Source organism: Francisella sp. SYW-2 (assembly GCF_008711475.1).
Taxonomy (GTDB): domain Bacteria; phylum Pseudomonadota; class Gammaproteobacteria; order Francisellales; family Francisellaceae; genus Francisella; species Francisella salimarina.
The window spans coordinates 60,830-83,596 of the sequence record NZ_VXKO01000001.1 but is presented as its reverse complement, the minus strand read 5'-3'; the positions used below and the strand labels follow the sequence as shown (position 1 = coordinate 83,596).

Sequence of the window (22,767 nt, the reverse complement as noted above, 5' to 3'; positions counted from 1 at the left end):
TATTTATGTTTGAAGCGTGCATAGCTGAATTTATCGGCACAATGATTTTGATACTGCTGGGAAATGGTGTGGTTGCTGGAGTTGTTTTAAAAGGCACTAAGTCAGAGAATGGTGGTTGGATTGTTATCACATTCGCTTGGGGTTTGGCGGTGTTTTTGGGCGTGTTGGTTGCTGGCCCTATTAGTGGAGCTCACTTAAATCCTGCTGTTACATTAGCACTTGCTATTGCCGGTAAGTTCTCATGGGGGTGGGTTGTACCATTTGTTATTTCACAGATATTAGGTGCTATGGTTGGTCAGCTTCTAGTGTGGACTATGTATTATCCACACTACTCAGCTACTGATAATACTGACTTGAAATTAGCTACTCATTGTACATCACCAGCTATTAAGCATTTACCCTCAAACTTTGCTAGTGAGGTTATTGGTACTTTTGTACTTATTTTTGCAATTTTAACAATGCATGGTGTGGTTGCTCATGCTGGTGAGGCTAGTGTGACTACGGCTTATCCGATAGATATGGGAGCTTTAGGGGGAATTCCAGTAGCCTTTGTAGTTATTGCAATTGGTTTGTCACTTGGTGGTACAACTGGTTATGCTATAAACCCTGCTAGGGATTTTGGACCTAGATTGTTTCATGCTATTATGCCAATACAGGGCAAAGGCTCTTCACAGTGGAGTTATGCGTGGGTACCGATAGTTGGCCCGGTGCTGGGAAGTGTCATTGCTACAGGTTTATACTTATTTCTGAGAACAAAAGGAGTTTTCTAATAAAATGTGTGAGATGATTTATTTACCATTGTTAGCTGATGATATTCTGAGGTTATTTATTTCACTTATGCTATTTTTATGCTGTGCAATTTTAAGTTATATTTTTGCAAAGAAAAAGCCTTGGGATGCAGCCTTTTGGATTTGTTTTTCAATATCTTTGTTAGCTATGGGTGGTTTTGGATATGTTGCGCATCGTATATATTTAGAGAATACTTTTTCTTATGATGGATTTATTTCTGGTGCTGCTTTTATTACGGTATGTGGACTCTTGTTTTCAAAAAAAAGATATCATGAGTTTAATGATAGTGTTTTTAGTAGAGATGCTCTAATACTATTTGCAACATTTTTTGTTTTTGCACTTATATACATATCTACAATTAAATATAATTTTGAGTGTGTAGAAACATTCGAGTATTTCTTTATAGATGCTTTGCAGATAGTTATGTATCCATTATTGCTGTTGTTTGCAATATCAGCTTTTTTATATAGATTTTCTATATGCTTATCTGTTTTTGCTATAAGTATGGCATTATTTGTTGTGGAGAATGTGATTTTTATATTGAACACTTTGATGGGGAGAGTAAATCATCTCGAAGCTTTTGAGGAGGTTTTGTTTGCCTCAATATCAATAGTCCTTAGTTGCGCTGCTATTTTTATGCTTGCCAGTGCTAAAAAAACATATATGGAGAATAAAAAGAAATGTTTGATCAGATAGGTGTTGGAGGATCATTTTGGATGAACCTAATTATTTCAGTTTTAATTTTAGGTATAGGTTTTTGGATATCTAAATATATAAAAAAAGTAGTTTACCACTTACTTGAGGAGTATGATAAGACGGTATCACAATTTTTATCAAGCGTTGTGTATACCATTTTCTTAGTTTTAGTGGTGGTTATTGCACTAGCGAAGCTTGGAGTGCCTATATCGCCTGTTACAGGAGTTTTAACGGGGATCGTTTTTGGTATTTCTATGTCTCTTAAGACATCTTATAATATTGTGGCATCCGGGATTATGCTGGCGTTTAGTAAGCCTTTTGAGATAGGTGAGAAGGTGGACTTGGGTGGTGTAAAAGGTCAAGTTAAATCGATCGGTTTCCTGTATACAAAACTAAATGATGAAGCTGGTAATGAAATTGTTATGCCAAATAATCTAATTCTTTCTAGGGTTATTACGAGGTTTTCCGAGTTAGAAAATAAATAATGCAAAAAAACTTTCTCAATTCTGAAAATTATTTATATTTGCCGAATGGGCAGAAAATAATTCTTAATCAACAACAAATAGAAGCTATTCGCCTTATAAAAGAATTTATTGCGAGTAGGGAGTCTTATTTTTTACTCTCAGGTTTTGCAGGTACAGGCAAGACTACTGTGGTCAAAAAGATTTTGGATGAATATCCCAAAAGAGCGATAGTTTCTGCACCAACTCGTAAGGCAAATGCTGTTATTTCACAATCAACTACTAGGCAGGGTTATACTATTCATTCTTTACTTGGTTTGCAGCCTGATATAAATCTTGCTGACTTCAATCCGAATGAACCTGTCTTTGGACAAATTAATAAGGCGAGTATCAAAAATTATGACTTAATAATAATTGATGAAGCTAGTATGATAAATAAATCACTATTTGAGCTTATTGATTCAGAAATTACTAAATCATTATCATCTAAGGTTATATTTTTGGGCGATAAAGCACAAATACCACCAGTTGGCGATCAGGTTAGTCCAATTTTTCAATTAGAGAATAGATGTGAACTTACTCAACTTATGCGACAAGCAGATAGCAACCCACTAGTAGAGTTAAGTCAGCAACTAAGAGACGTTAGTGAAGAGCTACCTTATTTTTTGAATAAAAAAGAAACTGTCTTGAATAAAGAGAATGAGGGTGTACTATTTGTTAAGTCAAATGATGAATTTAGAGAGCAAATAAAAAAAGTTTTTGGGTCATCTTATGCAAAGACTGATTTGAACTATGCTAAGTTAATAGCTTGGCGCAATAAGACAGTCATGTTGGCGAATAGGATAATCAGGGACTTGGTGTTTGGAGAAGGCGCTGACTTAATTGAGAAAGGTGATGTTTTAATTGGCTATCGAGCCATAAAAGCCAATTCTAAAGAATCTTTCTTGATAAATAATTGTGTTGATTATAAGGTGGTTGAGGTATCAAAAAAGCAAAAAAATATGAATGGCCTTATGGGATATAGTGTAAAGGTGCATGAAAAAGCAAAAATTTATAAGGGTTTTGATGAAAAAAGTATTTTCATAATAGATTCAGATGATACTTGTAATTTAAATCAGTATGCTGAGATACATGATAACTTACTAGAGATTGCTAGAAGCGATAGAATGTGGTCAACGTATTATGAGTTTCGTAAAAATAACTTATTAATGATTGATGTTGAAAGATATTCTGATGGTAGTTTAAGGCCCAAGAATAGTATAATAAAAAAGGACTTGGATTATGGCTTTGCTGTTACGGCTCATAAAGCACAAGGGTCGACTTATAAAAAGGTATTTGTGCTTTTAAAAGATATTTCATTAAATAAGAATTTTATAGAAAGAAATCAAATACTTTATGTGGCGATGACAAGAGCGCAAAAAATGTGTGTGGTTTTATAAAAAACGATATAATAACTTTACATTTACACCTACGCATAGTAATATAACCTTAGTTTTTTGTTAGATGAGTTGTTGGCGTAAAGCAAAATGCAAATTATCATAAAAAAGCTTGATTTTTAGTCAAATAAACTTTATAGTTATCTAAAAGTTTTAGGGGAGGGATTCCCGAGCGGCCAAAGGGATCAGACTGTAAATCTGACGGCTCAGCCTTCGCAGGTTCGAATCCTGCTCCCTCCACCATGCGGGTGTAGTTCAATGGTAGAACTTCGGCCTTCCAAGCCGATAGTGTGGGTTCGATTCCCATCACCCGCTCCACCTAAATCTAATTTATAATAAAATATTAATAAGCTCGCATGGCTCAGTTGGTAGAGCACTCCCTTGGTAAGGGAGAGGTCACCAGTTCAAGTCTGGTTGTGAGCACCATATTTAAACTATTGTTTTTTGTTGAAAAAAAATGGAGCATGAAAATGGCTAAAGAAAAATTTGAACGTTTGAAGCCGCACGTAAACGTAGGTACTATTGGTCACGTTGACCATGGTAAAACTACTCTTACTGCTGCGATCACTAAAGTTATGGCTGAGAAAAATGGTTCTGCAGCTAAGAACTTTGATGAAATTGATAACGCACCAGAAGAGAAAGCGCGTGGTATAACTATTAATACTTCTCACGTTGAGTATGAGTCTCCAAATAGACACTATGCTCACGTTGACTGTCCAGGACACGCGGACTACGTTAAGAATATGATTACTGGTGCTGCTCAGATGGACGGCGCTATCCTAGTATGTTCTGCAGCTGATGGTCCTATGCCACAGACTCGTGAGCACATTCTACTTTCACGTCAGGTTGGCGTACCAAAAATCGTTGTTTTCTTAAACAAGTGTGACATGGTAGATGACGAAGAATTGTTGGAGCTAGTTGAAATGGAAGTTCGTGAGCTTCTAGATCAGTACGAGTTCCCTGGTGATGATACTCCAGTTGTTATGGGTTCTGCTCTTAAAGCTATCGAAGGTGAAGAGCAGTACGTTGAGAAAATTGTTGAGCTTGTACAGGCTATGGATGACTACATTCCTGCACCTGAGCGTGATACAGAGAAGCCGTTCATTCTTCCAATTGAAGATGTGTTCTCAATCTCAGGTCGTGGTACAGTTGTAACTGGCCGTGTTGAGCGTGGTGTTATTAACGTTGGTGATGAAGTTGAAGTTGTTGGTATTCGTCCAACTCAAAAGACTACAGTAACAGGTGTTGAAATGTTCCGTAAGCTTCTTGATAGAGGAGAGGCTGGTGATAATGTTGGTATCCTAGTTCGTGGTCTTAAGAGAGACGACGTTGAGCGTGGTCAAGTATTGTGTAAGCCAGGTTCAATTAAGCCTCATACTAAGTTTGAAGCTGAAGTATATGTTCTTTCTAAAGAAGAAGGTGGTAGACATACTCCATTCTTCAAAGGATATAGACCACAGTTCTACTTCCGTACTACAGACATTACTGGTGCTGTTGAGTTACCAGAAGGTGTTGAAATGGTAATGCCTGGTGATAATGTTAAGATGACTATCACTTTAATCAACCCAATCGCTATGGACGAAGGTCTACGTTTTGCTATCCGTGAAGGTGGTAGAACAGTTGGTGCTGGTGTTGTTGCTAAAATTATCGAATAATAGGTAATTTAACAAAAATATAGGTCAGTAGTTCAATTGGTAGAGCAGCGGTCTCCAAAACCGCAAGTTGGGGGTTCGAGTCCCTCCTGGCCTGCCACATAATTAAGGCGGTGTTGTATAAATTGCAACTCCGCCTTTTTTATTTCTTGATATTGTCTGTTTGCTATGGTATTTTATTGCCTACGTTTATAATTTCTCTAATTAAAAATACTCTTTTTAAGAAAAAGGATGTCTTGTGAAAAAGAATCAAGGTTTTAATAATAAGGTTTGGATAAGTGGTGCCACGAAGACCACAGAAGTTAAGAAGATTTCTAAGTCTAGTAGTGCGTTGTTGTGGTTGGTGGCTGTAGCGATAGTAGTTGCTGGTATTGCTGTTACTATGTATTCTGATGTTTTAGGTTCAAGCTACAGTTCGTATAACACTTCTTTAGCTGTAGTGGTGGTTCTGGCTGCATTAGTGGTCGCAAGATTTACAAATCAGGGTCGTCGTTTCTGGGCTTTTTTCCAAGCATCTAAGCTTGAGCTAGCGAAAGTCGTATGGCCTACGCGAAAAGAAACTATGACAATATCAGCTATGGTTATAGTTGTAGTTATAATTTTTGCACTAATTATATCTTTATTTGGTGTTATATTTGAGAATTTTATTCAGTATTTTCTGGGTTAATAAAAGGATATTGGTATGCTTTGGTATGTTGTGCAGGTGCACTCAGGTTATGAAAAAAGAGTTAAAACTCAGCTAGAAGAAAATATAGAAATAGCAGGCTTGAAAGAGAATTTTGGTAGAATACTTGTGCCGACTGAAAATGTTGTTGAGATGAGAGGCGGGCAGAAACGTAAAAGTGAAAGAAAATATTTTCCCGGATATGTTTTGATTGAAGCTAATTTGACAACAGAAGCTTGGGATATTATTAAAGCAGTTCCTAGAGTTTTAACAGTTGTTGGTTCAAGAGGGAAGCCTATTCCTCTTAGTAAGCCTGAGGTTGAAAGAATACTAGGTTTTGTGGAAGGAAATGCTTCTGCAGTTGAGCCAAGATTGAGAAAAACGTACCATGTTGGTGAGGTTGTTAGGGTTTTAGAAGGACCGTTTAATGACTTTACGGGTGTTATTGAAGAAGTTAACTATGAAAAGTCAAGATTAAGGGTTGCAGTATCTATTTTTGGTAGATCTACTCCTGTTGAGCTTGAGTTTTCACAAGTTGAAAAAGAGTCTTAGTGGTATTTACTAAGATGATAGGGAGCTTATATTTTCATATAAGTGCTATTAACCTAAATTTGGAGAATAAAAATGGCTAAGAAAAAAATAGAAGCTATTATCAAGTTGCAAGTTGCAGCTGGCAAGGCAAACCCTAGTCCACCAATTGGTCCTGCGTTGGGTCAGCATGGTGTTAACATTATGGGTTTTTGTAAAGAGTTTAATGCTAAGACACAAGGTATGGAACCTGGTATGCCAATACCTGTAGAAATATCTGTATATAGTGATCGTAGCTTTACATTTGAGATGAAGACGCCACCAGCTTCTTATCTGATCAAGAAAGCTATTAAAGTTAAGTCTGGTTCATCAAACCCTTCAAAAGATTTTATTGGTACTATTACTCGTGAGCAGTTAGAAGAAATTGCTAAGGTTAAGGATCCTGATTTAACAGCTGCAGATGTTGATGCTGCAGTAAGAATTATTGCAGGTTCTGCACGTAGTATGGGTGTAAAAGTAGAAGGGGTTGAATAATGGCTAAAATTTCAAAAAGAATGAAAGAGATCTCGGCTAAAGTAGACGCTGAGAAAAAATATCCTGTATCAGAGGCTTTTGATATCTTAAGAGATGTTTCTTCTGTTAAGTTTGTTGAGTCAGTTGATGTTTCTGTGGCTTTAGGGGTAGATCCTCGTAAATCTGATCAGGTTGTCAGAGGTGCTTCAGTTCTTCCTAATGGTACTGGTAAAACTGTGAGAGTGGCGGTTTTTGCTAAAGGCCCTGCGGCAGATGCTGCGAAAGCTGCTGGCGCTGATATTGTTGGTATGGAAGATTTGGCTGATGAAGTTAAAAAAGGTAATATGGACTTTGATGTTGTTATTGCTTCTCCTGATTCCATGAGAGTTGTGGGTCAATTAGGTCAAATACTTGGTCCAAAAGGACTTATGCCTAACCCTAAGGTTGGTACTGTAACTATGGATGTTGCCAAAGCTGTAACAGATGCTAAAGCAGGTCAGGTTAGATATAGAGTTGATAAAGCTGGTATAATTCATACTACGATTGGTAAAGTAAACTTTACTACTGATGCTTTAACACAAAACTTAGAGCAGCTTTTAGCTGATCTTAAAAAAGCAAAACCAGCAGTGTCAAAGGGTATTTATCTGAAGAAAGTTTCTGTATCTAGTACAATGGGTCCAGGAATAAGTGTTGACTTTTCGGATTTAAATATATAATATACTGCTTTGCAATTTCTTTGGGTTGTATGAAAATACAACGATCAAAGACCGTAGGAGCTGAGCTTGCTTGGCTTAATAATTTATCCTACGCAGACGATGTTGACAACCTTTTCGGTCTAAATGTCGTGTTAATTAAATAAAGTGTAGACAATAAAATAAGGAGTCGATATGGCACTTAGAATAGAAGACAAAAAAGCAATTGTCGCTGAAGTTGCTGAAAATGTCTCTACGGCATTGTCTGCAGCAGTTGCAGATTACCGTGGCTTGACGGTTAATGAAATGACTTCATTAAGAAAGCAAGCTCGTGAGTCTGGAGTTTATTTAAGAGTTGTGCGTAACAACTTAGCACGTTTAGCAATTAAAGGAACTGATTTTGAGTGTCTTGGTGATGCTCTTAAAGGTCCTCTTGTTCTTGCTCTTTCTAAGGATGAGCCAGGTGCAGCAGCTAAGCTATTCAAGAACTTCCAAAAAGAGCACAATGCTTTTGAAGTTAAGAATTTAGCTATGTCTGGTGAACTGTTTGGTCCTGAAAAGTTAGATGACTTTGCTAAGCTTCCTACTAGGGAAGAGGCACTTGCTACATTACTTAATGTTATGCAAGCACCAGTTACTAAGTTTGTTCGTACTCTTAATGAGATTCCGTCTCAAGCGGTACGAGTATTTGCTGCTGTTGGAGATAGTAAATAATTGCACTGGCTTATGAAAAAGCTGAAAAAGAATTAATTGTTAAATAAATAGGAGTTATAAAAATGTCTATAACAAAAGAAGATATCCTAAATGCTGTTGCTGAAATGAGTGTAATGGATGTATGTGATTTAGTTAAAATGATGGAAGAAAAATTTGGTGTATCTGCTGCTGCTGCTGTTGCTGTTGCTGGCCCTGCTGCTGGTGGCGAAGCTGCTGCTGCTGAAGAGAAAACTGAATTTGACGTTGTTTTAGTTGAAGCTGGTTCAAACAAAATCGCTGCTATTAAAGCAGTAAGAGGCGCAACTGGCCTTGGTCTTAAAGAAGCTAAAGAAGCTGTAGAAGGTACTCCTTTCACAGTTAAAGAAGCTGCATCTAAAGATGAAGCAGAAGCTCTTAAAAAGCAACTTGAAGAAGCTGGCGCTAAAGTTGAGCTTAAATAATAAAATTCTAAACTATAGTTTTTAGAAATTTACGACTAGTGGTCAGTTTTGGCCTCTAGTCTTTCTAGTATTGAAAGATACATAGATATTGGTGCAAATATAATCATATTTGCTTTTTATTTTGTGTAAACAAAATCTTAGGGATGTTTTTGATGTCTTACTCATACGCTGAGAAAAAAAGAATTCGCAAAGAGTTTGGGGTTCTTCCTCATATCTTAGATGTGCCATATTTACTTTCCGTTCAAACAGAGTCTTATAAGAAATTTTTAAATGCAGATGATGCAAAAGGTAGACTTCACTCTGGTCTTGAATTAGTGTTAAAGCAATCTTTTCCTGTCGAAAGTAAAAATGGTCAATATGAACTTCATTATGTTGATTATCAAATTGGGGAACCTACTTTTGATGAAACAGAGTGTCAAGTCCGCGGTGCTACATATGATGCGCCATTAAATGTAAAGTTAAGGTTGGTTGTATATAATAAAGAAGCTCTTCCTAACGAAAAGGTTGTAGAAGATATTAGAGAGGAATATGTCTACATGGGAGATATTCCTCTTATGACAATTAACGGTACTTTTATAATTAACGGTACTGAAAGAGTTGTTGTTTCACAATTACATAGATCTCCTGGTGTATTCTTTAGCAAGGATGATTCAGAAGATGGAGCGTTTTCGGCGCGCATTATCCCATACAGAGGTTCATGGCTTGATTTTGAGTTTGACTCCAAAGGTATTGTATGGGCCAGAATTGATAGAAAGAGAAAGTTTTGCGCTACAGTGATTTTAAAAGCTCTTGGATATACACAAGAGGAGATACTAAGTAATTTCTCTGATAGTAAGACAATTAGTTTTAATAATAAAGGTTTTGCACTTAAGCTTGATAATTTATCAGGAATGAAAGGTGAAGTGCTTAAATTTGATATTGTTGATGAAAATGATAAGACAATAGTCAAGAAAAATAAGAAATTAACATCTAGAGATATCAAGAAAATCAAAGACGCAGGCGTTGACTCTGTAGCAATTGATTTTGATTTGGTTAGTACTCTTAGAGTAGCAAAAGACATTGTTAATGAGGTAACAGGTGAAGTTATAGCTTACGCTAATGACGATGTTACAGAAAGTTTATTAGAAGCATGTGTAGAAGTTGGCATGCTTGAATTAGAAGTTATTGATTTTATAACTACTGAAAGAGGTAGATATATATCAGATACTCTTAAATACGATCTTACTAAAAATACAGATGAAGCACTTGTAGAAATATATAAAGTTCTTAGACCAGGTGATCCTCCAGCAGCAGCTTCTGTGAAAGCTCTCTTTGAAGGACTGTTCTTCATCGAAAGTAGATATAGCTTATCTGATATCGGTAGAATGAAGCTGAATGCAAGATTAGGTTCTGATAAAGTATCCGGAGATATTTATACTCTGGAGAATAGTGATATTGTAGGGGTTATAGAAGAGCTTATTAATATTCGTGATGGTAAAGGAAAGGTTGACGACATTGATCACTTAGGGAATAGACGTGTGCGTTCTGTTGGTGAAATGGTTGAGAACCAATTTAGAATAGGTCTTTACCGTGTCGAGAAAGGTATTCGTGAAAGTATGTCGTTAGTTCATAAAGATAAGCTTATGCCTAAAGATATCGTGAATTCTAAGCCTATTACAGCAGCAATTAAAGAATTCTTTACATCAGGTGCTTTATCGCAGTTTATGGATCAGGATAACCCTCTATCTGAAGTAACTCACAAGAGAAGAATCTCAGCACTAGGTCCAGGTGGTTTATCCCGTGACAGAGCAGGCTTCGAAGTTCGTGACGTTCACGCAACTCACTATGGTAGACTATGTCCTATTGAGACTCCAGAAGGTCCAAATATTGGTCTTATTAACTCATTGGCAAGCTATGCAAGAGTTAATGATTATGGCTTCTTAGAAGCACCATATAGAAAAGTCGTAAATGGTAAAGTAACTAATGAAATTGAGTATTTGTCAGCTATAGATGAAGATCATTATGTAATTGCGCAGGCATCGACTAAGCTTGATAAAAATAACCACTTTGTAGAAGATCTTATTCAGTGTCGTTCTGGTGGTGAAGCTATATTTACTGAGTCAAGTAGGGTTCAGTATATGGATGTTTCTGCTAAGCAGATGGTTTCGGCGGCGGCGGCATTGATACCATTTTTGGAACATGATGATGCTAACAGGGTATTGATGGGTGCAAACATGCAACGCCAAGCTGTACCAACTCTAAAATCTGAAAAACCTTTAGTGGGTACAGGTATGGAGAAGATAGTCGCTAGAGATTCAGGTAACTGTATTGTTGCAAGAAATGCTGGAGAGATAGCTGAAGTAGATTCTAATAGAATAGTTATTAAAGTTGATACTGAAAAATCACAAACAAGTAAGTTAGTTGATATTTATAGTTTGACAAAGTTCAAACGCTCAAACAAAAATACTTGTATTAATCAGCGTCCAATAGTTAATGTTGGTGATAAAGTTGAAGCAGGAGATATTCTAGCAGATGGTTTTGCAACAGATTTTGGCGAGTTGTCGCTTGGTCATAATCTTATGGTTGCATTCATGCCGTGGAATGGTTACAACTTTGAGGATTCAATTTTACTTTCTGAAAGAATAGTAAAAGATGATAAGTATACTAGTATCCATATCGAAGAATTTACTTGTGTGGCTCGTGATACTAAATTAGGTCCAGAAGAAGTAACAGCAGATATTCCAAATGTGAGTGAGTCAAGTCTTGCTAAGCTTGATGAGTCAGGTATTGTTCATATTGGTGCTAATGTTGAAGCGGGTGATATCTTAGTTGCTAAGATTACACCTAAGGCTGAGCAACAATTAACTCCAGAAGAAAGACTTCTAAGAGCTATCTTTAATGAAAAAGCTTCAAATGTTGCTGATAGTTCATTAAGAATGCCAAGTGGTACTTCTGGTACTGTAATCAATGTTCAAGTCTTCGAAAATGATAAAGGCGGTAAAAGCAAAAGAGCCCTTAAAATTGAGAAAGAGTTAATTGACAAGGCGCGCAAGGATTTTGATGAGGAATTTGCTGTAATAGAATCTGTAGTTAAATCATCAATTGAAGCAGATGTTATAGGCGCTAAGATTCAAAAGGCAAAAGGTCTTAAGAAAGGAGCTGTTCTTACAAAAGAGTTCTTGGAGAAGCTACCTTTTGCTAAGTGGTTGGAAATATCTTTTGAAGATGAAAGACTTGAGCAAAAAGTACAGAATGCTAGAGAATACTATGAAGAAGCTAAGATAGCTGTAGACGCTAGATTCGAAACTAAGAAGAAATCAATCACTCAAAGTAATGAGCTATCTCCTGGTGTGCTTAAGACTGTTAAAGTTTTTGTTGCTATTAAGAAGCGTATTCAACCTGGTGATAAAATGGCTGGACGTCACGGTAACAAGGGTGTGGTTTCAAGAGTACTTCCTATTGAAGATATGCCGTATATGGAAGATGGTACTCCGGTAGATGTTTGTTTGAATCCTTTAGGTATACCGTCGCGTATGAATATAGGACAGATTCTTGAAGCGCATTTAGGTCTAGCATCTTATGGTTTAGGTAAGAGGGTAGAGCAAACACTTGAAAAGACAAGAAAAGCAGCTGAGTTAAGAAAAACTTTAGAAGAAGTCTATAATAGTGTGGGCGATAAAAAAGTTAATCTTAAAACTTTGAGTGATGAAGAAGTACTTAATCTTTGTGAAAATCTAAAAGGAGGGGTGCCGATTGCAACTCCTGTATTCGATGGTGCAAAAGAGGAAGATATTAAATCATTACTAAAAATAGGTGGTTTTGCGGCAAATGGTCAGATGAAACTATTTGATGGTCGTACTGGTAAAGCATTTGATAGGCACGTAACGGTTGGATACATGTATATGCTTAAACTAGACCATTTGGTAGATGATAAAATGCATGCTAGATCAACTGGATCTTATAGCCTAGTTACGCAGCAACCACTAGGTGGTAAAGCGCAATTTGGTGGTCAAAGATTTGGTGAGATGGAAGTTTGGGCATTACAAGCATATGGTGCTGCTTATACATTAAGAGAAATGTTAACGGTTAAATCGGATGATATAGCTGGTAGATCTAAGATGTATAAGAACATAGTTGATGGTAAGTTAACTATGAATGTAGATGTTCCAGAGTCATTCAATGTTTTAAGAAATGAAGTTAGAGCGTTGGGTATAGACATGGATTTTGACTATTCATCTGAGGAAGAATAAGCATCTTAATTTAAAGCTACTTATTTTTTGTTATTTAAAATAAAAGTATAGGAGAATTACCTGTGAATAACGGTATCCTACATCAAAATTACAATAGTAAAAAGTTTGATATTATTAAAATATCTTTAGCATCTCCTGAGGTCATTCGTTCATGGTCTCACGGTGAAGTTAAAAAACCAGAAACTATAAATTATAGAACATTTAAGCCTGAAAGAGATGGATTATTCTGTGCAAAAATTTTCGGCCCAATTAAAGATTATGAGTGTCTATGCGGTAAGTATAAGAGACTTAAGCACCGAGGCGTAGTATGTGAGCGTTGTGGTGTTGAAGTAGAAAAAGCTTCTGTCCGTAGAGAAAGAATGGGACATATAGATTTGGTATGTCCTGTAGTACATATTTGGTATTTGAAATCTTTACCTTCTAGAATTGGCTTATTCCTTGATATGCCATTAAAGAATGTTGAGAAAGTTCTATATTTCGAGTCTTATATAGTTACAGATCCCGGTATGACTCCGTTAGAGAAGAAGCAGCTTCTTACGGATGATGAGTACGCAGAAGCTTTAGAGAACTATGGTTATGAGTTTGAAGCATCTATGGGTGCAGAGGCTATCAGAGATTTATTAGCAGATACGGATCTTGAAACTGAAATAGAGTCTTTACAAGCTGAATATGAAGAAAGTAAGTCTACAGCCAAAAGAGAAAAAGCAATCAAGAGATTGAGACTTCTTGAAACTTTCCAAGCATCTGGAAATAAACCTGAGTGGATGGTAATGACTGTATTACCAGTTTTACCGCCAGATTTAAGACCATTAGTTCCAATTGAAGGTGGTAGATTTGCAACTTCTGATCTTAATGACTTGTATCGTAGAGTAATTAATAGAAACAATAGACTTAAAAAACTGTTGGATTTAAATGCTCCAGATATCATTGTTAGAAATGAAAAGAGAATGTTGCAAGAAGCTGTTGATGCATTATTGGATAATGGTAGACGTGGTAGAGCAGTAACAGGTTCTAATAAGAGACCTCTTAAATCATTAGCAGATATGATTAAAGGTAAGCAAGGACGTTTCCGTCAGAACTTACTTGGTAAGCGTGTAGATTATTCTGGTCGTTCTGTGATTACAGTAGGTCCATCTCTAAGACTGCATGAGTGTGGTTTACCTAAGAAGATGGCATTAGAGCTATTCAAGCCTTTTGTATACTCTAAGTTAAGATTAGGTGGTTACGCAACAACTATTAAGCAAGCTAAGAGAATGGTTGAGCTTGAAGAAGCAGTTGTATGGGATATTTTAGAAGTTGTTATCAATGAGCATCCAGTTTTATTAAACCGTGCTCCTACACTTCATAGACTTGGTATTCAAGCTTTTGAACCTAAGCTAATTGAAGGTAAGGCGATACAGCTACATCCTTTGGTTTGTGCGGCATTTAACGCCGATTTCGATGGTGACCAAATGGCAGTCCATGTACCATTAACCGTAGAGTCTCAATTAGAGGCTAGAGTGTTGATGATGTCTACAAATAACATCTTATCTCCAGCGTCTGGTCAGCCAATTATTACTCCTACTCAAGATATTGTATTAGGTTTGTACTATATCACTAGAGAGAAAGAGGGCGCTCGAGGTGAAGGTAAATTATTCTCAAACTATGATGACGTTAGTAGAGCATATAATTCTGGCACTATAGATATCCATGCTAAAATCAAGCTTAGAATAGATAGACAAGTTTTTGATACTAAAGGTAATACTTATAACGAGAAAGGAGTTGTGAATACTACTGTTGGTAGAGCATTACTTCTTAATATATTACCTGAAGGATTATCATTCTCGCTATTAAATAAAGTGCTTGTCAAGAAAGAAATTTCTAAAATCATTAACCAGGCATTTAGAGTGCTAGGTGGCAAAGCAACTGTAGTTTTAGCTGATAAACTAATGTATGCAGGTTTCAAATACTCAACATTATCGGGTGTTTCTGTAGGTGTTGATGATATGACAATACCTGAAACTAAAGAAGCTAAAGTAGAAGAAGCAGAAAAAGAAATTAAGCATATTACAGAGCAATATCAGTCATCATTAATTACAGAAAATGAGAGATACAACAATATCATTAATATTTGGAGCAAAACTTCTGATGAAGTTGGTGCTTCAATGATGGATGCTATATCTAAAGATACTGTAATGGTGGATGGTGAGAATAAAGAAATTGAATCGTTTAACTCTGTATATATGATGGCAAAATCAGGCGCAAGGGGTTCTTATAACCAGATGAGACAGCTTGCAGGTATGCGTGGTCTAATGGCTAAGCCAGATGGAACGATGATTGAAACTGCTATTACGGCGAACTTTAGAGAAGGTTTGTCAGTATTGCAGTACTTTACATCTACCCACGGTGCTCGTAAAGGTTTGGCCGATACAGCATTGAAGACGGCTAACGCTGGTTACTTAACTCGTAGACTTGTGGATGTTGCTCAAGATTTAGTTGTTATCGAAGAAGATTGTGGTACTGATGATGGTTTAATGTTTTCGGCTATCGTTGAAGATGGTGAAGTTAAAGTTCCTTTAGTAGAGAGAGCTTTAGGTAGAACATTAGCTGCTGATGTTGTGACTGAAAAAGGAGTAGTTCTATTAGAAGCTGGTACTCTACTTGATGAAAACCTTGTTGAGATACTTGATGATAATGGTATTGACATGATCAAGGTTAGATCTCCAATTACATGTAAAACTCGTAGAGGCTTATGTGCTAAATGTTATGGTCGTGACCTTGCTCGTGAGAGAAAGGTTAATGTCGGTGAATCTGTCGGTGTAATTGCTGCTCAGTCAATTGGTGAGCCAGGTACACAGCTTACGATGAGAACGTTCCATACTGGTGGTGCGGCATCATTGGGTATTACAGTATCTGATATCAAAGTTAAAACTGCTGGTAAGATCAAGTTCAAAAACATCAGAACAGTTACAAATAAAGATGGCCAAAATATAGTTATATCAAGAGCTGGTGAAATTATAGTTTCTGATACTATGGGCCGTGTTAGAGAGCAACATAAAATCCCTATGGGTGCGGTTGTTCCTTTAGCAAGTGGCAAGGGTGTTGAGATTGGCGATGTTATTGCTACTTGGGATCCGCATGCTCAACCATTGATTACAGATGTTGCTGGTAAAGTAGTTTTAGAGGATGTTATTGATGGTATCACATCGAAGCATACATATGATGATCTAACAGGTCAGCAAACTATCGAGATAACTTCAATATCTCAAAGAACAACATCTAAGAACTTAAAACCTGTAGTTAAGATTGTTGATGAAAAAGGTAATGAGCTTAAATCAATTTCATTAGCTGTAGGTGCTGTATTGAATGTTGCTGATGATTCGGTTCTAGAGGTTGGTGATGTGGTCGCTAAGATTCCTTTAGAAGGGTCTAAGAACAAGGATATTACAGGTGGTCTTCCGCGTGTTGCTGAACTTTTCGAAGCTAGACGTCCAAAAGATGCTGCTATATTATCACCTTGTGATGGTGTGGTTAGATTGGGTAATAGAGACACTAAAGAGAAGCAAAGAATTGAAATCTTAGATAAGAATGGTCATATTACAGAAGAAATACTGTTACCTAAGTCTAGACACTTGGTTGTTTTTGATGGTGAACCAGTATCAAAAGGTGATGTTCTGGCGGATGGACCTACTGATCCACATGACCTTCTAAAGTATAAGGGACTTGAGGCGTTTGCTGATTATATCTTAATTGAGGCTCAGTCTGTATATCGTATGCAAGGTGTTGTAATTAATGATAAACATATTGAGACTATTGTCAGACAAATGTTAAGAAAAGCGACAATACTTGAGGAAGGTGATAGTAAGTTTGTCAAAAATGAAAGTATTGAACTAGTAAGAATACTTGAAGAAAATGACAGATTATCTAAAGAGGATAAATCATTGGTTGAGTATGAACTTACTTTAATGGGTATTACTCGATCATCTTTATCTACAGAGTCGTTCTTGTCTGCTGCATCATTCCAAGAAACGACTAGAGTATTAACAGAGGCTTCAATACATTCTCAAGTCGATCAGTTGAGAGGACTTAAAGAAAATGTTCTTATTGGTAGGTTGATTCCGACGGGTACTGGCTTAGCAGTTAGAAAAGAGTCTAATAAGATTGAGAAGATGAGAGAAGAGCTTGGTGTCGAAGATAATACACTGTTTACAGATGCATCATCATTTGACACTGAAGAGTCTTCTTCGTTTGAGAATCAAATTGAAAAAGAAGACAAGGATATCAATGAAGATATTGAAGAGTCATTGAGAAACGCCTTGGAATCTTTAGACTTCTAATAATTTTCAATAAATCCATATCACATATCTTATATATGTGATATTAAATAGTTTTTCTAATTTATCTATCAAATTAAGTTTTATAATTTCAAAAAAATTAACTATAATATTGTCAATATATTTTTTTAAGAATGTAATTTATGTTTAGTACAGTTAAAAAGTTATTTTGGCAAATATTGTTTGGTTTGGCAATTATTGTAATTGTGTTTTTGTCTATATTAAATACTGACAACGTTAGCTTTGATTATATATTTGGTAGTACAACATTGCCCTTAATGGTACTTTTGTCTATAGCTTTTGTTATTGGCTTAGTTGTTGGTTCTTTTATAACCAAGTTTATTCAGATTACAAAAACTAATGGTGGTGCAGGGACTGCTAAGAAGTAATGCTTGTTCTCGGTATAGAAAGCTCTTGTGATGAAACTGGCGTATCTGTTTATGACTATAAGTCTAAGACTATTATTGCAGATACTTTATACAGTCAAATTGAATTGCACAAGAAGTATGGTGGTGTAGTTCCAGAACTTGCATCTCGAGAGCATATAGCTAAGCTTAATGTGTTGACTAAACAAGTCCTCGAAGAGGCTGATTTAAGCTTTGATCAAATAGGTTGCATTGCATATACAGCAATGCCGGGACTGGTCGGCGCTTTGATGGTGGGGGCAACTTTTGCTAAAACTTTAGGGATGATTCATAATATTGATACTGTTGCTGTGCATCATCTCGAGGGACACCTACTATCTCCTCTTCTAGATCAAAATAGTGTTATAGAGTACCCATTTGTAGCACTATTAGTGTCTGGAGGTCATACACAGTTATTTGAAGTCAGAGGTTTTGGTAACTATTCTCTGCTGGGTGAGTCTATTGATGATGCTGCCGGGGAGGCATTCGATAAAACTGCCAAACTTTTAGGAATGCCATACCCTGGTGGAGTCGAAGTGGCTAATCTTGCTGATAAAGCTGCAGATAAAAATAGGTATAATTTACCTCGCCCAATGAAAAATAAGCCTAACTTAGATTTTAGTTTTAGTGGTTTAAAGACTGCGGTGCTAAATACTTGGTATTCAGAAGAGGATAAATCTCAAGAAAATAAGGCAAATCTTTGTTATGCTTTTCAAGATGCAGCTGTAGATGTCTTAGTATCAAAATGTAGCAAGGCTTTGAAGCAAACAAAAAATAGAAGATTAGTGATTTCTGGTGGTGTTAGTGCAAATAAATTGCTACGTTCTAAGTTGGATATACTATCCAAGAATAAGGGTTATGAGATATTTTTCCCTCCAATGAAATATTGCACAGATAATGGTGCTATGATAGCCCTTGCTGGCGCCTATAGATATGCTAATGGCTATAAGGATTCTGACTTAAGTATTAACGTCAAAGCAAGAGCTCAAATTTAGGGCTACTATAAATAACTATCAAAAATATTAGTTTCATGATATTATAGTATCGTAAATAATAAATTCCATACTCGCATCATGTGGGTTAAATTCAAAAAAAGGTTAAAGGTTCTAAATGAATAATAATGAAATAATACATCAGACCATTGAAAAAGAAGGTAGTATAGTCTGGAAGAGTGTCTTTGGACTTCTGCTTTTACCGTTGGTTACAATTATTGCTGTCCCATGGTATGCAATGACTATTGGGTTCACTACTGCTGATTATGTATGTCTTGTAGTTTTCTATGCACTTACGGGTGTGGGTATTACAATGGGATACCATAGGTTATGGTCTCATAAGACATACAAAGCTAATAAGATTGTAAGTTATGCACTTTTGCTTTTTGGTACTGCAGCATTACAGAATAGTGTAATTCAATGGTCATCAGATCATAGAAAACATCATAAAGATGTTGACGATCCTGTCAAAGATCCTTACGCTGCGACAAGAGGATTCTGGTTTTCACACTTTGGTTGGTTGCTAAGACATAGTAGCCCAGATGTTCAAGAAATTAGAGGTATTAATGATTTATTGAAAGATAAGGCATTGGTATATCAGCACAATAACTATACTGTGCTAGCTATTCTAGCATGTTTTGGTTTACCTGCGCTGCTTGGATTTGTTTTTGGTTTCTTATCTGGCGGTACATTAACTGCTGCTTGGCATAGTGCTTTGGGCTTCTTAATTTTGGGAGGTCTATTGAGAGTTGTATTAGTTCATCATGCGACTTTTTGTATTAACTCTTTAGCACATACTATAGGAAGAAGACCATACTCTACAAAAAACACAGCTAGAGATAGTTGGATAACAGCTATTGTAACTGGTGGAGAAGGTTATCATAATTATCATCATGCTTTTGCCGGAGACTATAGAAATGGTATAAGATGGTTTGATCTTGATCCTTCTAAATGGTTCATTGCTGGATTAGCAAAGATAGGTTGGTGCTATGATCTTAAAACTACGCCTAAGCATTTGATTGAAATTGCAAAAGCAAAGGTTAAACTTGATGAGGCATTAACTAAAAAGAATAAAACATTCCACTTAGGTATTGAAGAAATGTACGCTAAGTTAGTTACAAATGTCAAAAATATGTATAGTGCTAAGCAAGAATACTTAAAAGCTAAGAAAGAGAATGTATTATCTAAGGCTGATATAAGAGAAATTAAATCAAAGTATAAAGATTTAAAAATTGAATTTATTCAAGCAAAGAAAAAATATAATAAAGCTAGTACGACAGCATAATCTAAATAAATATTTCTTAAGTATTCTCTTTCAAAAACTTTCCCTCTAATCTTTTATAAATATAAGTCTTAAAACTATGTATCAAACGTTGTAGGTTATTTAGTAAATTTGTTCTTAATGCACATAATAATTTAAGTGATAATTGACTAAATGGTTCATATCTAAGCTATTTACTAGATTCTGTAGTCAAGCTCTAACAGAATGTAATATTGCCTTGATACTATATCCAAAAAGGTGTGTCTATAATCTTTTAACGAGCTTTATAACCAAAATATGCTATAACTTTATAGAAACTAGTAAGGGGTATTTAGACTTGTTGCTTTCAAGAACTACTCTTAAGATATAAATATTTAGTGATTAACGAACTATTAAATTATCTAATCTAGTCAGAGCCATCTGACTTAGAAATTTCATGAGCGCCTATAAAAGTCTATCTTAAAATTTCTAATTGAGCCAATTATATTTCCTAATATAAGTCTTTTTGCTATTATTTTGTATTTTCGATTAGATTGAAAAATAGATACTAGAAATGCTGGAGTATAGTGGCATACGAGTTTATATAATTATTCTCAATATTATATAAATAATATATAAGGTTAGTTATAAACTCTTAATAAAAAGCTAATCATTTTCATATTCACAAAGTGTTGTCATATTATTGTAATAGATTCTAATAATATAGGTGGTTGATTTTATTGAAATATAGAGAGTATAAAGAATAAATTAGATTTTAGCAGCAGACTTAAGATTATCTGCCTTATCTATTTTTTCCCAAGAGAATTCTGGTAACTCACGACCAAAATGGCCATAGTTAGAGGTTTTACGATAAATTGGTCTAAGTAGATCAAGATTTTCGATAATCTTACCGACTCTAAGATCAAAAGTTTCTGAAACTAGTTGTTCAATTTTGCTATCAGTAATTTTGCCTGTACCAAATGTATTAATCATAAGTGATACTGGCTTTGCCACACCAATCGCGTATGCTACTTGAACCTCGCATTTATCTGCTAGGCCAGCTGCAACAACATTTTTAGCGATATATCTACCCATATAGGCACCAGAACGATCTACCTTAGATGGATCTTTACCAGAGAATGCACCACCACCATGATGAGCTGCTCCACCGTAAGTATCAACAATGATTTTTCTACCCGTAAGACCGCAATCTCCTTGAGGACCTCCTATTAAGAATACACCTGTTGGATTGATGTGATACTTCGTATCTTTTGTAATTAGCTCAGAAGGAATTACCTCTTTTACAATTTCTTCTATTACAGCATCATGAAGATCTTTTTGTGAGATTGATTCATTGTGCTGAGTGGAAATTACGATTGTATCAATAAATTTAGGTTTATCATTTTCGTAAGCAAGTGTAACCTGAGCTTTTGCATCTGGTCTTAACCAAGCAAGTTTTCCTGATTTTCTTAACTCAGCTTGCTTTTTCATTAGCAGATGAGAGTAGTAAATAGCAGAAGGCATAAGAGTAGGAGTTTCATTCGTCGCAAAACCAAACATGAGCCCTTGATCTCCGGCACCAAGGTCTTCTAGTGATCCACGATCAACACCTTGGGCAATATCGCCTGATTGTTTACCAATAGCATTTATAACTGAGCAAGTCCTTCCATCGATACCTTTGTTTGCGTCATCGTAACCTGTTTCAACAATTACTTTTCTAACTAACTCTTCAATATCTATCCATGCAGAAGTTGTGATTTCACCAGCAACTAGAGCCATGCCTGTTTTTACAAGAGTTTCACATGCTACACGAGCATTTTTATCTTGTTTTAGGATTTCATCTAAGATGGCATCTGAAATTTGATCAGCTAGTTTGTCTGGATGTCCTTCTGAAACTGATTCGGATGTGAATAAATAATTTTTTGACATTTCGTTCTCCCTTTTAGTTTTGCTAAAAGGTTTCTAGAAAATCTTTTATAAAATTTAGTAGAAACGCTTTAGCTTATTATTTAGTGTCGCAAGCAAGTTGTTTGTTAAATTCAGCGACTTCGGGTATTATATATTATGTTTATGTAAAGTCAACTATTGACATTTTGGTTAAGAGACTTTAAAGTATTGCTATTAAATTTTTGCATAATTTTTGCTAGGTTTATGGCTGCTAAGCTTAGCTAAGAAAAGTTTGAAATATAAAAAGATAAAACCGGAGAATAATAAATGGTAGTAATTCGTATGGCTCGTGGTGGAGCTAAAAAGCGTCCTTTCTATAGAATCGTAGTTGCTGATAAAAGAAGCCCAAGAGATGGTAGATTTATCGAGAAGCTAGGTTTCTTTAATCCTTTAGCTAAAGGTGGTGAAGAAAGATTAAAGCTTGATGTAGCTAAAGCTGAAGCTTGGCTTGCTAAAGGTGCTCAGCCTTCAGATAGAGTAGCTAGCTTAATCAAAGAAGCAAAAAAAGTTGCTTAATAGCATCATTTTCATAATAATTTTTCTTTTATGTCACAGGACTTCGTAGAAATAGCTAAGATTGGTGCTACATATAAGCTTGATGGTGAGCTTAATTTATATCCTTTGGCGAATTCAATTGAAACTCTTTTAAGCTATGGTGACTGGTATATTCAATTGCCAGCTAATAATATTTGGCAACCCCTCAAAGAAGAAAGTGTTTTTAGAAGAGGGGATAAGTTGTATATTAAACTTGCTAGTGTTGATAGTGCAGAAGTAGCTAAGAAATATGTAAATTCCCTAATTGGTGTACCAAAAGAAGCCTTACCTAAGGTTGAAGAAGATGAAGCTTATTTCAAGGATTTGATAGGTTGCTCAGTAGTTAATACAGCTAATGATTCATTTGGTAATGTCATTGATATTATTGAAACTGGAGCTAACGAGGTTCTTGTTTGTAAGAATGATTCTGGTGAATACTTAATTCCTTATGTTAAGCAATATATAGTTAGCCAAGATCTTGAGTCTAAAAAAATAGTTGTTGATTGGGAATATGATTATTAGT

At 35.8% G+C, this 22,767-nt stretch carries 19 protein-coding genes and 4 tRNA genes; 22 read left to right on the top strand and 1 reads right to left on the bottom strand.

The annotated features are described in order from the left end of the window. The first annotated feature begins 5 nt into the window (after positions 1–5). The 20 genes from F3D57_RS00440 (at position 6) to F3D57_RS00345 (ending at position 19,808) form a co-directional block, all read left to right on the top strand. Positions 6–770, top strand: coding sequence for an MIP/aquaporin family protein (locus F3D57_RS00440; protein WP_149368829.1), 765 nt, complete (start codon positions 6–8; stop codon positions 768–770). 4 nt (positions 771–774) lie between these two features. After that, on the top strand, positions 775–1,485 hold the full coding sequence (locus F3D57_RS00435) for a hypothetical protein (RefSeq protein ID WP_146420853.1): 711 nt from the start codon (positions 775–777) through the stop codon (positions 1,483–1,485). Then, positions 1,470–1,970, top strand: a complete 501-nt coding sequence (locus F3D57_RS00430; RefSeq protein WP_146420852.1) for a mechanosensitive ion channel family protein — start codon at positions 1,470–1,472, stop codon at positions 1,968–1,970. The genes F3D57_RS00435 and F3D57_RS00430 overlap by 16 nt, the downstream gene beginning before the upstream one ends. Beyond that, a complete protein-coding gene (locus F3D57_RS00425; protein WP_150464829.1) occupies positions 1,970–3,385 on the top strand; it encodes an ATP-dependent RecD-like DNA helicase in 1,416 nt (471 codons plus the stop codon). The genes F3D57_RS00430 and F3D57_RS00425 overlap by 1 nt, the downstream gene beginning before the upstream one ends. A gap of 155 nt (positions 3,386–3,540) precedes the next feature. Continuing rightward, positions 3,541–3,625, top strand: a tRNA-Tyr gene (locus F3D57_RS00420). 1 nt (position 3,626) lies between these two features. After that, positions 3,627–3,700, top strand: a tRNA-Gly gene (locus F3D57_RS00415). 32 nt (positions 3,701–3,732) lie between these two features. After that, a tRNA-Thr gene (locus tag F3D57_RS00410) sits at positions 3,733–3,808 on the top strand. Positions 3,809–3,852: 44 nt separating this feature from the next. Next, the gene (gene tuf / locus F3D57_RS00405; protein ID WP_013922406.1) at positions 3,853–5,037 is read left to right on the top strand and encodes an elongation factor Tu; all 1,185 of its coding nucleotides are present in this window, start codon (positions 3,853–3,855) and stop codon (positions 5,035–5,037) included. Positions 5,038–5,058: 21 nt separating this feature from the next. Continuing rightward, positions 5,059–5,134: transfer RNA gene (locus F3D57_RS00400), tRNA-Trp, on the top strand. Between the two features lie 138 nt (positions 5,135–5,272). Beyond that, on the top strand, positions 5,273–5,701 hold the full coding sequence (gene secE / locus F3D57_RS00395) for a preprotein translocase subunit SecE (RefSeq protein WP_150464828.1): 429 nt from the start codon (positions 5,273–5,275) through the stop codon (positions 5,699–5,701). 15 nt (positions 5,702–5,716) lie between these two features. Next, entirely contained in the window at positions 5,717–6,250 is a 534-nt protein-coding gene (gene nusG, locus F3D57_RS00390; RefSeq protein WP_013922408.1) for a transcription termination/antitermination protein NusG, read from the top strand. A 72-nt stretch (positions 6,251–6,322) separates the two neighbouring features. Continuing rightward, positions 6,323–6,760 carry a 50S ribosomal protein L11 gene (gene rplK, locus F3D57_RS00385; protein ID WP_013922409.1) on the top strand — a complete coding sequence of 146 codons (438 nt, stop codon included), beginning with the start codon at positions 6,323–6,325 and terminating at the stop codon, positions 6,758–6,760. Continuing rightward, positions 6,760–7,455 (top strand): 50S ribosomal protein L1, encoded by a 696-nt coding sequence (gene rplA, locus F3D57_RS00380; protein WP_013922410.1) that lies wholly within the window; start codon positions 6,760–6,762, stop codon positions 7,453–7,455. Before rplK ends, rplA begins: the two co-directional genes overlap by 1 nt. Positions 7,456–7,626: 171 nt before the next feature. Then, positions 7,627–8,145: a 50S ribosomal protein L10 gene (rplJ, locus tag F3D57_RS00375; protein WP_013922411.1), complete on the top strand. Its 519-nt coding sequence runs from the start codon at positions 7,627–7,629 to the stop codon at positions 8,143–8,145. Positions 8,146–8,207: 62 nt separating this feature from the next. Then, complete coding sequence (gene rplL, locus F3D57_RS00370; RefSeq protein WP_013922412.1) at positions 8,208–8,585, top strand: 50S ribosomal protein L7/L12; 378 nt, start codon at positions 8,208–8,210, stop codon at positions 8,583–8,585. A gap of 152 nt (positions 8,586–8,737) precedes the next feature. Further along, a complete protein-coding gene (gene rpoB / locus F3D57_RS00365) occupies positions 8,738–12,814 on the top strand; it encodes a DNA-directed RNA polymerase subunit beta (protein ID WP_150464827.1) in 4,077 nt (1,358 codons plus the stop codon). A 62-nt stretch (positions 12,815–12,876) separates the two neighbouring features. Continuing rightward, the gene (gene rpoC / locus F3D57_RS00360; protein WP_150464826.1) at positions 12,877–17,130 is read left to right on the top strand and encodes a DNA-directed RNA polymerase subunit beta'; all 4,254 of its coding nucleotides are present in this window, start codon (positions 12,877–12,879) and stop codon (positions 17,128–17,130) included. Between the two features lie 140 nt (positions 17,131–17,270). Continuing rightward, positions 17,271–17,516 (top strand): lipopolysaccharide assembly protein LapA domain-containing protein, encoded by a 246-nt coding sequence (locus tag F3D57_RS00355; RefSeq protein WP_013922415.1) that lies wholly within the window; start codon positions 17,271–17,273, stop codon positions 17,514–17,516. Beyond that, positions 17,516–18,526, top strand: a complete 1,011-nt coding sequence (tsaD, locus tag F3D57_RS00350) for a tRNA (adenosine(37)-N6)-threonylcarbamoyltransferase complex transferase subunit TsaD (protein WP_150464825.1) — start codon at positions 17,516–17,518, stop codon at positions 18,524–18,526. The genes F3D57_RS00355 and tsaD overlap by 1 nt, the downstream gene beginning before the upstream one ends. Positions 18,527–18,641: 115 nt before the next feature. Continuing rightward, positions 18,642–19,808, top strand: coding sequence for an acyl-CoA desaturase (locus F3D57_RS00345; protein WP_150464824.1), 1,167 nt, complete (start codon positions 18,642–18,644; stop codon positions 19,806–19,808). A gap of 723 nt (positions 19,809–20,531) precedes the next feature. Here the strand turns inward: F3D57_RS00345 and metK are convergent. Continuing rightward, on the bottom strand, positions 20,532–21,692 hold the full coding sequence (gene metK / locus F3D57_RS00340) for a methionine adenosyltransferase (protein ID WP_150464823.1): 1,161 nt from the start codon (positions 21,690–21,692) through the stop codon (positions 20,532–20,534). A 285-nt stretch (positions 21,693–21,977) separates the two neighbouring features. On the opposite strand from metK, the gene rpsP reads away from it, so the two are divergent. Next, positions 21,978–22,226: a 30S ribosomal protein S16 gene (gene rpsP, locus F3D57_RS00335; RefSeq protein ID WP_004287066.1), complete on the top strand. Its 249-nt coding sequence runs from the start codon at positions 21,978–21,980 to the stop codon at positions 22,224–22,226. Positions 22,227–22,256: 30 nt separating this feature from the next. Beyond that, positions 22,257–22,766: a ribosome maturation factor RimM gene (gene rimM / locus F3D57_RS00330; protein WP_149368821.1), complete on the top strand. Its 510-nt coding sequence runs from the start codon at positions 22,257–22,259 to the stop codon at positions 22,764–22,766. The last annotated feature ends 1 nt before the right edge of the window (position 22,767 follow it).